The following is a 12,086-nucleotide window of genomic DNA, read 5'->3' as shown; positions in this document are numbered from 1 at the left end:
GTGCCGTGAGCACCGCAGCAGCTACCGGAGTCTGGGGCCGTGCCGAGCAGCAGGACTTCCGCAGCCGGGTGCGCGGCACGCTGCTCGGAGCCGCCGTCGGCGACGCGCTGGGAGCGCCCGTCGACGCCCTGGACCTCGAAGAGATACGTGAGGCGCACGGGGCCGAAGGGCTCACCGAGCCCGCTGTCGCGCACGGGCGGCGCGGCGCGGTCACCGCGGCCACGCAGCTCACCCTCTTCACCGTCGACGGACTCATACGCGCCCAGGTGCGGCGCGACACCGGCGCCTGGCATCCGCCGACCGACCTGCACCGCGCCTACCGGCGGTGGGCCGCCACCCAGAGCGACTGGGGCCCCGACGAGCGGCGCAAGGAAGACGGATGGCTGGCCCGCGAGGAGTGGCTCTACTCCCGTCGCTCGCCGGCCCGCGCCTGCCTGGTGGGGCTCGGGGACGAGAACATGGGGACCCTTGAGGCCCCCAAGAATCCCGAGGACCGGGGGGCCGAAGCCCTCGCTCGGTCCGCCCCCTTCGGGCTCCTGGTCGGGTGGGAGCCACAGCTGGTGCTCCAGCTCGCCGTGGAGTGCGCCGTGCAGACGCACGGGCATCCCACCGCGTACCTCGCCGCCGGCGCGCACACCATCCTCGTACACGGGCTCGCCCGTGGGGAATCCCTGGACGGCGCCATCCAGCGGGCGCTCGCGCTGCTTGCCGCCCGGCCAGGTCACCAGCCGGTCAGCGACGCGCTGAAGCACGCGCTGGGTGCCGTACGGCAGGGGATGCCCGCTCCTCCCCGGGTGGAGGAGCTGGTGGGGGAAGGTACCGCGGAGGGCGTGCTCGCCGGGGCCGTGTACTGCGCCCTGGTCGGGGAGGACATCCGGCACGGGCTGCGCCTCGCCGTGAACCACGGAGGGCCGTCCGCCGCCGTCGGGGGGCTGTGCGGGGCTCTGCTCGGGGCGCTGCACGGGGAGACCGCGCTGCCGCCCGCCTGGCTCACCGAACTGGAGGGGCGGGCCACGATGCTGGAGCTCGCGGACGACTTCGCCATGGAGATGACACAGGGGCCCGCCCTGCACGGTCCGGCGCTCTCGTCACCGGGGTGGCTGGCTCGCTACCCGCGGGCTTGAACGCGAACGCCGGACAGGCAGTTACCAGCCTGTCCGGCGTTTGAGGACGAACTACGGCGAAGCCGGTGATCTACGGCAACGGGCGCCGAGCCGAGTCCAGCACCTCGTCCTGCGGCTCCGCCGGGGGAGGAACAGCCGCTGCCCCCGCCGAACCGTCGTCGTCCGTATTGATCATCTCGATGATCGCGTCCCGCTCCGGAGTGTCCTCCGGCTTCAGATAGCCGACCAGGATGTAGAGGATCAGCGAGACCGCGAGCGGGATCGAGACCTGGTACTCCAGCGGCACCCCGCCCTCGACGTTCCAGTTGATCGGGTAGTTGACCAGCCAGAAGGCGAGCAGACCCATCGACCAGCTGGTCAGCGCCGCGGTCGGGCCCGACTTGCGGAACGTACGCAGCAGACCCAGCATCATCGGGATCGCGATCGGACCCATGAGTCCGGCCACCCACTTGATGACGACCGTGATGATGTCCTTGAAGGTCGGCGAGCTGACCTGCGTGGCCACCGCCATGGAAAGGCCGAGGAAGATCACGGTCGTCAGGCGCGCCGCGATCAGACCCGAGCGTTCGTTCCAGCGCCTGGCCTGCTTGGAGATCACCGGCGCCACGTCCCGTGTGAACACCGCGGCGATCGCGTTCGCGTCCGAGGAGCACATGGCCATCGTATGGGAGAAGAAACCGACGATGACCAGGCCCAACAGGCCGTGCGGGATGAGCTGTTCGGTCATCAGGGCGTACGAGTCGGAGCCGTCGGGCTTCTGCGCGTCCACCAGGAGCGGCGACATCCACATGGGGAAGAAGAGGACGACCGGCCAGACAAGCCACAGGATCGCCGAGAGCCGGGCCGAGCGAGCGGCCTCCCTCGGGTTCGCGGTGGCCATGTAGCGCTGGGCCTGGTTGAGCATGCCGCCGTTGTACTCGAAGAGCTTGATGAAGAGGAACGCGAGGAGGAAGATCGTTCCGTACGGGCCGACCAGTGGTTTGCCGTGGCCCGCGAGCTCCGGCTCGTCCCAGACCCCGAAGAAGCCGCCGTAGGGGCCGAGCTTGGCGACCACGGCGATGAACATGGCGATACCGGCCATGAGTTGGATGATGAACTGGCCGAGCTCGGTGAGCGCGTCGGCCCACAGGCCGCCGATGGTGCAGTAGACGGCGGTGATCACGCCGGTGATCAGGATGCCCTGGTTGATCGAGATGCCGGTGAACACCGAGAGCAGGGTGGCGATGGCGGCCCACTTGGCGGCCACGTCCACGATCTTCAGGAGCATCCCGGACCAGGCGAGCGCCTGCTGCGTCCGGAGGTTGTAGCGGTTCTTCAGGTATTCGAGCGGCGAGGCCACGTGCAGCCGTGAGCGGAGCCGGTTGATGCGGGGTGCGAAGAGCTTCGAGCCGATGGCGATGCCGAGAGCGATCGGGAACGACCAGGTGATGAAGGACGTGACGCCGTAGGTGTACGCGATGCCCGCGTACCCGGTGAACATCACCGCGCTGTAGCCGGACATGTGGTGCGAGATGCCGGACAGCCACCAGGGCATCTTGCCGCCCGCGGTGAAGAAGTCGCTGACGTTGTCCACCCGCTTGTGCGACCAGATGCCGATCGCGACCATCACGCCGAAGTAGCCGATGAGCACGGCCCAGTCGAGACTGTTCATGTGCCCCCTCCAGGGGTCCGCCTTGTGAACTGCGCAGAAATGCCGTGCACTTCGCCAGTTTCGTGACACACGGACGTGGCGGCCTTGAAGTGCCCGCTCATCGTGGGTTCGGGGGCGTGTCGCGGACAACCGCCCGTGTAGTCAAGAGGGGGTAAAATCGTTCTGTTTGCTGACCTCGGTTCACATTTCTGATCACGGCAGCGGGTTTGAGAAACATGCAAAAGCGGCTGTACGGGACCCAAGTCCCGTACAGCCGCGCAGTGTTCCGGCAGCTCCGATGGGCGGCGTCTACCGCATCAGCTCCCCCGCGTTCACCAGCAACGACTGCCCCGTGATCGCCCGCGCCCTGTCCGACGCGAGGAACACCGCCGCGTCCGCCACATCCCCGTCCGTGGCCAGCTCCGGCAGCGCCATCCGCTCCGCGAGGCGCCCCCGCACCTCCGCCTCCGGGACCCCTTCGGTGTGCGCGGTGAACTGGACGTACGCCTCGACCGGCGGGCCCCACATCCAGCCGGGCAGCACCGTGTTGACCCGGATCCGGTCGGGCCCGACCTCGTGCGCGAGGGAGTACATCGCCGAGGTCAGCGCGCCCTTCGACGCCGCGTACGCCGCCTGCCGCACCTGGGAGGGTGACGCGATCGCCGACTGCGTGCCGATGAACACCACCGAGCCGCCGCCCCGCTCCTTGAGCGCGGGCAGGCAGGCCCGGGTCATCCGCAGCGTGCCGAGCAGATTTACGTCGATGACCTGCTGCCAGGTCGCGAAGTCCGCGTCCCGCACACCCCCGAAGTAGCTGTCCCAGGCGGCCACATGGACCACCGCGTCGATCGCGCCGAAGCGCTCATGAGCCAGCGCCGCCAGGGCCTCGCACTGGGCCTCGTCCGTGATGTCGGTCGGCAGATACGCGGTGTGCGCGCCCTCGGGGTCGATCTCCGCGGCCGACTTGGCGAGGTTCGCCTCCGTACGCGCCCCCAGCACGGCGCGGCCCCCGTCGCGTACGACGGCCGCGCACACCTGATGTCCGAGCCCGGCGCCCACTCCCGAGACGACGACGGTCTTTCCTTCGAGGAGCGACGGCATGGGGCGCCTCCCGGCTCTGGCAGTTTTGCTGACAGGGCGTCAGAGTATGGGCGTCCACCGGAGGAAGGAAGGGGAGGGACACATGAGCGACGACAGTCATGAGGACACGCGTGACGACACCCGCAGCGAGGTGTACGGGGAGCTGGCCGGCGTCGGGCCGTACGGAGTGCGCCCGGGCCACGCCCTGATCACCATGGTCGAACCGCACCCGGGCCACGAGTACGCCTACAACCGCTGGTACGAGGACGACCACTACTACGCCGGTGCGATGGCGATGCCCTGGATGTACGCGGGCCGCCGCTGGGTCGCACCCCGCGAACTCCAGCTCCTGCGCCGCCCCGAGAAGTCCGCCGTCGCCGAGCCCGTGACCGCGGGCTGCTACCTCTCCACGTACTGGGTCACCGAGGGCCGCTACGACGACCACATGAAGTGGACCGTCGGCATCAACAAGCGCCTCAACCGCGACGGGCGGGTCTATCGCGACCGCACCCACGTGTTCACGGCCTTCCAGGACCACGAGGCCACCGTCTATCGGGACGGTGCGGCCGGGCCCCGCGACTTCCACGCCCTCGACCACCCCTACCGGGGTCTTGTCCTTGAGGTCATCGACGCCGAATCGGCGCAGCGGCGGGCCGAGTTGCTGGAGTGGCTGCGGGCCAAGCAGCTGCCTCGCGTGCTTCAGGACTCACCGGCCGCGATGGTGACGATCTTCAGGCCGACGCCGCTGCCGGGGGACCGGATGACGTACGTGAAGCAGGTCGAGAGGGTGGATACGCGGCTCACGCTGCTGTGGTTCCTGGAGGCCGATCCGCGGGAGTGCTGGGAGGAACACTTCGCGGGCAGGCCCGATGCGGTGGCGGAGTCCGGGCTCGGGCGGGTGGAGCTGGTGGCGCCGTTCGTTCCGACGGTGCCGGGGACCGATACGTACGTCGATCAACTGCGGTAGCGGGTTCCCCCGAGCTTCGTCAGGACAGAGCCGAGCCCCCTCGGCCGGGACGGCGGGCCAGTCGAGAGGGCTCAATCGGTGGTTCATATGCGGTTGTTGATCTCTCTCACTGGCTCGTATCAGTCGAGGTGTGCGGTCTCCCGGCCGACCTCGGACACGAACGCACGCCATGAATCGGCGGGGAAGGCGAGGACGGGGCCCTCGGTGACCTTGGAGTCCCTGACCGAAATCGCCGTCACAAGCGGGGACTTGACCTCTACGCACGCGCCGTTTCCCGTGGAATACGAGGACTTGACCCACGTATTCGTAGCGCCCTGATGAATTGCCATGGTTACTCCGGTTCGCCCAGTCGGTGAGTTGCGAACGCCGCGAAGAGCGGCTGTGCCACCAGGTGGTGCTTGATGGCGTGAATGACGCTACTCGCCAACATCGCCGAGTGAAGGGAGCGTTCACTCAACCGGATGGCATATTCCAGTGGGGTCTTCCGCCTCGCCGAGAGGTAGGTGTACCGTGCGGCGCCCGCCCGCGCGAGGCGGTCGCATACGCGGCCGGAGCCCTAGCGTGCGTAGTCTTTCGCGATCTCCGCGATGAGTTGGCGTGATTGATCCACATTCAGGGCCTGTGCCCGCAGATGCTCGTACATCACGCTGTACTGCTGGACGTCGTTCGCCTTCTCCAGATAGAGATCGCTCGTGACGCCCTCGATGTAGACCACGCTGGAATCCGCGGCGTCCGGGAATTCGAGGATCGCGTACTGGCCGTTGAGGCCCGGATGCGCGCCCATCTCGAAGGGGATCACCTGGACGGTCACGTGCGGCAGTTGGGACTGCTCCACGAGATGCTCGAGCTGGTCGCGCATCAGATGCCGGGAGCCGACCACGCGGCGCAGCGCGGACTCGTCGAGGACGGTCCACAGGCGCAACGGATTCTCCGGGGCACTGATTCGTTCCTGCCGGCGCACGCGGACCTGGACGCGCTTCTCGATGTCCGTCGGCGTGGTCTCCGGCAGGGCGCCGGTGATGAGGGCTTCGGCGTACGCACGGGTCTGGAGCAGGCCCGGGACGACCTGGGGGTCGTAGACGCGCAGGGACGCCGCGTCCGTCTCCAGGCCGATGTAGACGCTGTACGGGATGTCGCCGAAGGAGTGCCACCAGCCCTGCTGGCGGGAGTCCTTGGCCATTTGCATGAGCGAGTCGACGATGCGGTGGTCCTCGACCTCGTACACCCCGCAGAGATCGCGGACATCGCGCTGGCTGATCGAGCGGCGGCCGTTCTCGAGGCGGCTGATCTTGGACTGCGAGACCAGCAGACGCTCGGCGACCTCCTCTGCCGTCATGCCCTTGAGCTCACGGAGCCTGCGGAGCTCCTGGCCCAACCGGCGTCGCCGGACGGTGGGGTTGACATTGGACGCCACGGACGTGCACCTCCGACTACATGCCTCTACTTTGCGTATCTGCTGTTCAGCAGAGTGCCACCAACGCGTCGCGCACCGCTGGGAAACAGCCGATGTTGAAATGCGATGCGAAGGCGTCGGTGTGAGGGGTGCGGTCCGGCTGTGCGGCGCCAAGATGTGCGGCCGCGCGGGGCGGAGGTACCGGTGTCGTCGTCCGGACGGTCCGGTGCCAGTGCCCCGCGCGGCCCAGCGGCTCCCGAACCGGGTCTGGGGGACTGCGGTGCGGCGTTGCTGTTGCGGGTACTGCGGTTTCGTTACTGCGGATTTCGGTGCTGCGGTGCTGCTGTGCTGCGTGTTCGGTGCTGCGTTTTGTTCAGTGGGCCACGGCACGTGCCATGGATCCGCGGCGTGGCTGCATCGGAACCCCGCCGGGTTCCGGCGCGGTCCTGGCCGGCTGTCGGCCACCGCCTGGACCACCGTGTCCGCCAGGACCACCCGGTCCGCCCGGGCCCGCTGGGGCCGGACTGCGGCGTGGCTGAGCGGCCACACCGTTCTGGACGTCCATCACGGCGTGCGCCACGAGGCCGCCCATCGGGTCGTGCCTGATCAGGTCCCGGAGACGGGAGCGCGATGAACGCCCCTCGTTGCCGGGGTAGAGGTGCTTGCCGAGTCCCACTGCGTGAGCGAGCGCGGCGAGCGCCGCGGTCCGCGGGTCCGGCGGTACGCCGGTGCGGATCGCACTGTCCAGCCGGGACCTGATGTCCCGGCTGATCGCCGTCTCCGTCGCTTGGTAGCGAGTCGTCGGCAGCACTCCGCACATCTGGCCCGATACGGCATGCACCATGCCGCACCGCTCCAGGTGCGCGAGGTAAATCTGGCGCAGCCCCAGTCGGGGCCCGCCAATCCAGTGGACCGCCCGAACCGGGCTGCCGCGCCTGCGCAGCAGTTCCAGTGCGGAGTCCAGAGTCGGATCTCCGGTCGGCCGTGGCATCACCACGGCGATACGATCCCCGTCAGGGGCTATCCGTCCGGCCAGCGCCAGCTCCACTAGCTGTGCTCCGGCCAGACCGAGGTCGAGCGACTGCGGCTGCGCTGTGGTACCCGTGGCCGGGTCCAAAGCGAGCAGCAGAAGCTCCTCCGGAATTGTTCTGCGGCTCCTGCCCATCCATGCCTCCCCGCGTGGATGAATGACAGGGTGACCCCTCTCACATTGGTCTGTCGAGAGTGCGTGACCGGTACGTACGGGAACCAGTAGGTATGTCGTTCTCGTCTACCACGGGGGTTAAGCCCTCACACAGGACACTGGTACATGGTTCGGACAGCGGGTCCGGCCGTGTTTTGGCGCAACGGCAACGCGAGCGGCATGGCGTACGAGGAGGCATCGGTGGCGGGCGAGACCCCCGACAGGTCGAAGCAGCGGAAGTCGTCGGGGAACCCGACCGGGGTGGAGCCGTCCGTTCCGGCACCGGAGGAACGGGACCCACGGCTGGCGGTGGCCCGCGAGGTTCCCGCGGCGCGGGAACCGGAGCGGCGAGAGCAGGAGCAGGAGCAGGAGCCGGAGCCTCGGGAGGACCAGGCGACGGCGGTTTTCTCCACGAAGGCGGTGGCGGAGGCGGAGGCGGAGGCGGCCAAGGGTGAGCCTGAGCCTGCCCCTGAGCGTGAGCGTGAGCCTGCGGCTCCGGGCGAGGCGAACGGTGACGCGCGGCTGAGGGCGGCTGTGGCGGCGTGGGTGGCCACGGCGGACGAGAAGGACGCCGAGGCGCCCGAGACCTCCGATGACGAGACGCCGTCCGGCGAGGCCGACAAGGCTGGCGACACCGCCGAGGAGGAGAGCTCCTCCGAGGCCGAGGCCGAATCCGAGGCCACGCCCGACTCCGGGACTTCGACGGACAGCGGCGACGCGGCTGACGAGGCCGATGAGGCCGATGAGGCCGACGACGAGGAAAGCTCTTCCGACGCCGAGGTCACGCCTGACGCCGGGACTTCGGCCGCCGGCGGTGACGTGTCCGGCGAGGCTGACGAGCGCGAGGACGAGGCGCCTGACGCCGACGAGGAGGGTTCCTCCGACGGCGGCGATGCGACTGACGAGGCCGATGAGGTGGCCGACGCCGACGAGGAGAGCGCCTCCGACGCCCCCGAGGGGAGCACTAAGGCCCCCGAGCGCCCCACCGGTGGAGTCGATCAGGCCACCGCCGTCTTCAAGGCGCTGCCCCCGAAGGCCGTCGACCAGCCCACCACCATGCTCAAGCTGGGCGACCACAAGCCCGAGCCCAAGAAGCCCGAAGCCAAGAACACCGAGAAGCCCAAGGCGAAGCCCGAGGCAAAGCCAGAAGCGAAGCCAGAAGCAAAGCCCGAGAACGACGCCGAGCGCACCAGCAAGTTCGTCGCGCTCAAGCCCCTGGACAGCGCATCGCCCGGCGGAGCAGCAGGAGCAGCAGGAGCAGCAGGGGCCACTGGCGCCCCCCTGCCCCCCGCCAAGGCCGCCCCGCAGGAGAAGAACCCCGAACGCACCACCCAGCAGCCCCTGCCGCCCAGGCCTCCGTTGGACCTCCTGGCAGAGCTGACCAACACTCCGCCGCCCGCGGAGACCCGCGTACGCACCGCCGTGCGCAGGGTCAAGATCTGGACGCCGCTGGTGCTGCTCATGGTGGTCGTCTTTGCGGTCGTACAGGCCGTGCGGCCACTACCGACGCCCACCCTTGAGCTCACCGCGCAGGAGACCGTCTCCTTCGAGGGAGGCAAGCCGTCGATGCCGTGGCCGAGTCAGGGTCAGGCCGCGATGGACGTCAACGGCATCGGGTCGTTCGGTACGTCGGGCGACCAGAAGCCCGTGCCGATCGCCAGCATCGCCAAGGTCATGACGGTCTACCTCATCCTGCGGGACCACCCGCTGAAGCAGGGCGAGGACAGCCCGAAGATCCCGGTCGACGCCGCGGCGGAGAAGCACTACGAGACGGGCAAGGCGGGCAACGAGTCGGTCGTCAAGGTCACCGAGGGCCAGAAGATCACCGAGTACGAGGCGCTGCAGGCGGTCATGCTGCCGTCCGCGAACAACGTCGCCAAGCTGCTCGCCCGCTGGGACACCGCCAGCAAGTCCGAGGACGAGTTCGTCGCGAAGATGAACAAGACGGCCAAGGAACTCGGCATGAAGAACACCCACTACACGGACCCGAGCGGCCTGGACAAGACGACCGTCTCCACCGCCGCGGACCTCGTGAAGCTGGGCCGGGCCGCGATGGAGAACCCGGTCTTCAACGAGATCTCCCGCCAGCCCAGCTACAAGGACCTCAACGGCGACAAGCAGAACAACTTCTTCGGGCTCGTCCCGACCGTCGCCATCGGCATCAAGACCGGCACCACCACCGCGGCGGGCGGCAACATCCTCTTCGCCGCGGAGAAGAAGGTCGGCGGCGAGACCCGGACGATCATCGGTGCCGCCCTCGGCCAGTACGGGAAGTCGGGCGTGGCCAACATCGACGAGGTCACCGGGGTCACCCGCAAGCTCATCGAGGCCGGGCAGGGCGCGCTGACCGCGAAGACCATCGTGAAGAAGGGCGCGGTGGTCGGCCGGGTCAGCGACGGGCTCGGCGGCACGACCCCGGTCGTCGCGACGAAGGACGTGTCAGCGGCGGGCTGGTCGGGCCTGACCGTGAAGCTGAAGCTCGACACGAAGGCAGGGGAAACCATCCCGCACACGGCGAAGGCCGGGACGAAGGTCGGCGTGCTGAGCGTGGGCGACGGCAAGAGGGGCGCCGTCGAGGTGCCCGTCGCGCTCCAGAAGGACCTGACCGAGCCGGGCTTCGGCCCCAAGCTCAAGCGCGTCGGCTGAGGCCCGCGTAAGGCTCACGCCCGCGCGGCGGGGGCCGGGAAGGCAGCTCCCTCCCCGGCCCTCGCCGCGCCCTGCGTGCTAGCGTCACAAGCTCGGGGAGCAGTGGACCGGGGCTGCGTGACGGGGTGTTCCGGGACGGACTCCCCGGGCGCGACCCCGGACGGACGGAACAACACGGGGAGAGCCTTAAGTGGCCACAGCGGAGCCGACGCGAGCCGACGACGCCGATCCTGATCCCGGCACCGGCAGCGGTAACCGCACCGGGGCGCGAATAAAGCTGCCCGCTCAGCGGAGCCCCACCCCGGCCTCACCCGAACAGTCGTCCGGGTGGAGTCGCTTCCTGCGGCACCCGGTGACCGTCATGACCGTCGCCGCGGCCGTCCTGCACATCGTGTGGTTCTTCACGTTCGCGAACAGCGGCGGCGACCTCGCGGCTCAGGACGCGTGGGCCGAGTTCGTCGGACGGCACCCGGACTCCGCGTACAACCTCGCCTGGTACGGCGGGATGCACCCGGTGTCGTACAGCGTCGTCTCGCCGTATCTCATGTCGGTGCTCGGCGTGCGGACCACGATGATGATCGCGGGGACCGTCTCGGCCGGCCTGCTGACCCTCATCCTCATCCGCAGCCGTAGCGTCAAGAACACGCTGTGGACCGCCTCCGCGGGCGTCTTCGCGCTGTTCTGCAACGCCGTGTCGGGCCGTGTGACGTACGGACTCGGCCAGATGTTCGCGCTGATGGCGGTCGCCGCCGTCTTCTGCTGGCCCTACCGCTGGCGCTACAAGCGCTGGGCCAAGGCCCTCGTCGCCGCGCCGTTCGCCGCGCTCGCCACCATGGGAAGCCCGGTGGCCGGGCTCTTCGTCGGGCTCGTCGCCGTCGCGCTGTTCCTGAGCAAGCGGTACCCCGGGGCGTACGCCCTCGGGCTCGCGCCCGCCGCCGTCGTGGGGCTCTCCGCGTGGCTCTTCCCGTTCTCCGGTACGCAGCCGATGTCGTTCGGGTCGGCGTCGCTGCCGCTGCTCTACGCCGGGTTCGTGTACTACGTCGTGCCCAAGCAGTGGAAGACGGTGCGGATCACCACCGCGGTGTACGCGGCCTTCGTACTCGGTGTCTGGCTGATCAGCTCGCAGATCGGCTCCAACATCACCCGCCTCGCGGGGTCCTTCGCGGGTGTCGCGCTGGTCGCCGCGCTGCCGTACACGGTGCGCAAGACCCGCAAGTGGTACGTGATCATCGTGGCGCTCGTCGGCTTCGTCGGCTGGATCGGTTTCAAGACCGGCGACGACATCGTGCACACGACGCCCGAAGCCTCCTGGTCGCGTGAGCTGGCGCCGCTCCTGAACGAACTGCAGGAGGTCGGCGCCGCGAAGGGCCGCGTCGAGGTCGTACCGGCCCGCAGCCACCGCGAGGCCTCCGCGCTGCCCCAGACGGTACAGCTGGCCCGCGGATGGAACCGGCAGGCCGACATGAAGCGCAACCCGCTCTTCTACGACGACACCCTCAACTCGGCGAACTACCACGAGTGGCTCCAGCGCTGGTCCGTCCATTACGTCGTCCTGCCCAAGGGCGAGCCCGACGGCGACGGCGGCAAGCGGGAGGCGCAGCTCATCGAGAAGGGGCTGCCGTATCTGAAGCAGGTGTGGGTCAACTCGGACTGGCAGCTGTACGAGGTCACCGACCCGAACCCCCTCGCCGAGCCGCACGCCGTCGTGCAGCGCGCCGACTCGGGCGAGATGACGCTCCGCGTGGACGAGCCGGGCCGCATCCTGATCCGCATCCCGTACTCGCCGTGGCTGACCGTCGTGGACGAGGACGGCAAGGGCCTTGAGCGCCCCAAGGAGACCGACGCGTCGAAGCGGCAGCGTGAGGATGACGAGCAGCGCCCCAGGGAGTTCTCCAACGTCAACGGCTGTCTGATGGAGGCCGAGGAGAACCAGGACGGCGACAAGTGGGTCGAACTGCTCGCCCCCAAGGCCGGCATCTACCGGCTCGGCTCGCCCTACCAGATCCCACGCGGCACGCCCTGCCCGGAGGAGATGCGGGAGAGCGGACGCTAGCGCCCGCAGC

Annotated in this window: 9 protein-coding genes; 4 read left to right on the top strand and 5 right to left on the bottom strand. The window is 69.1% G+C overall.

All coding sequences use genetic code 11. From position 1 onward, the window contains the following. The first annotated feature begins 5 nt into the window (after nt 1-5). Nucleotides 6-1,124: an ADP-ribosylglycohydrolase family protein gene (locus ACGFX9_RS25305; RefSeq protein WP_393476186.1), complete on the top strand. Its 1,119-nt coding sequence runs from the start codon at nt 6-8 to the stop codon at nt 1,122-1,124. Between the two features lie 70 nt (nt 1,125-1,194). On the opposite strand, the gene ACGFX9_RS25300 is transcribed toward ACGFX9_RS25305, so the two are convergent. Beyond that, on the bottom strand, nt 1,195-2,775 hold the full coding sequence (locus ACGFX9_RS25300) for a sodium:solute symporter family protein (RefSeq protein WP_393476183.1): 1,581 nt from the start codon (nt 2,773-2,775) through the stop codon (nt 1,195-1,197). Between the two features lie 288 nt (nt 2,776-3,063). After that, entirely contained in the window at nt 3,064-3,855 is a 792-nt protein-coding gene (locus ACGFX9_RS25295) for an SDR family oxidoreductase (protein ID WP_393476180.1), read from the bottom strand. Between the two features lie 82 nt (nt 3,856-3,937). Between ACGFX9_RS25295 and ACGFX9_RS25290 the strand changes: the two genes are divergently transcribed. Further along, on the top strand, nt 3,938-4,801 hold the full coding sequence (locus ACGFX9_RS25290; protein ID WP_393476177.1) for a hypothetical protein: 864 nt from the start codon (nt 3,938-3,940) through the stop codon (nt 4,799-4,801). Between the two features lie 119 nt (nt 4,802-4,920). Here ACGFX9_RS25290 and ACGFX9_RS25285 read toward each other — a convergent pair whose 3' ends face one another. The 3 genes from ACGFX9_RS25285 to ACGFX9_RS25275 all read right to left on the bottom strand — a co-directional run bounded on the left by ACGFX9_RS25285 (nt 4,921) and on the right by ACGFX9_RS25275 (nt 7,359). Next, entirely contained in the window at nt 4,921-5,130 is a 210-nt protein-coding gene (locus ACGFX9_RS25285; protein ID WP_393476174.1) for a DUF397 domain-containing protein, read from the bottom strand. Between the two features lie 227 nt (nt 5,131-5,357). Continuing rightward, complete coding sequence (locus tag ACGFX9_RS25280; protein WP_393476171.1) at nt 5,358-6,215, bottom strand: helix-turn-helix domain-containing protein; 858 nt, start codon at nt 6,213-6,215, stop codon at nt 5,358-5,360. Between the two features lie 352 nt (nt 6,216-6,567). After that, on the bottom strand, nt 6,568-7,359 hold the full coding sequence (locus ACGFX9_RS25275; protein WP_393476168.1) for a GPP34 family phosphoprotein: 792 nt from the start codon (nt 7,357-7,359) through the stop codon (nt 6,568-6,570). Nucleotides 7,360-7,503: 144 nt separating this feature from the next. Between ACGFX9_RS25275 and ACGFX9_RS25270 the strand changes: the two genes are divergently transcribed. Both ACGFX9_RS25270 and ACGFX9_RS25265 read left to right on the top strand, forming a co-directional pair. Next, nucleotides 7,504-10,023, top strand: a complete 2,520-nt coding sequence (locus ACGFX9_RS25270; protein ID WP_393476165.1) for a D-alanyl-D-alanine carboxypeptidase — start codon at nt 7,504-7,506, stop codon at nt 10,021-10,023. A 190-nt stretch (nt 10,024-10,213) separates the two neighbouring features. Continuing rightward, entirely contained in the window at nt 10,214-12,076 is a 1,863-nt protein-coding gene (locus tag ACGFX9_RS25265) for an MFS transporter (RefSeq protein ID WP_393476162.1), read from the top strand. The last annotated feature ends 10 nt before the right edge of the window (nt 12,077-12,086 follow it).

Origin of the sequence: Streptomyces sp. NPDC048436, from assembly GCF_043200355.1 — a bacterium.
In the GTDB taxonomy this organism is placed as follows: domain Bacteria; phylum Actinomycetota; class Actinomycetes; order Streptomycetales; family Streptomycetaceae; genus Streptomyces.
This window is presented reverse-complemented; position numbering and strand designations above follow the sequence as displayed.

Excerpts from the sequence above, each read along its gene's own strand:
- ACGFX9_RS25300 (WP_393476183.1), bottom strand. The coding sequence starts at position 2,775 with ATGAACAGTCTCGACTGGGCCGTGCTCATCGGCTACTTCGGCGTGATG.
- ACGFX9_RS25275 (WP_393476168.1), bottom strand. The coding sequence starts at position 7,359 with ATGGGCAGGAGCCGCAGAACAATTCCGGAGGAGCTTCTGCTGCTCGCT.
- ACGFX9_RS25285 (WP_393476174.1), bottom strand. The coding sequence starts at position 5,130 with ATGGCAATTCATCAGGGCGCTACGAATACGTGGGTCAAGTCCTCGTAT.
- ACGFX9_RS25270 (WP_393476165.1), top strand. The coding sequence starts at position 7,504 with ATGGTTCGGACAGCGGGTCCGGCCGTGTTTTGGCGCAACGGCAACGCG.
- ACGFX9_RS25295 (WP_393476180.1), bottom strand. The coding sequence starts at position 3,855 with ATGCCGTCGCTCCTCGAAGGAAAGACCGTCGTCGTCTCGGGAGTGGGC.
- ACGFX9_RS25290 (WP_393476177.1), top strand. The coding sequence starts at position 3,938 with ATGAGCGACGACAGTCATGAGGACACGCGTGACGACACCCGCAGCGAG.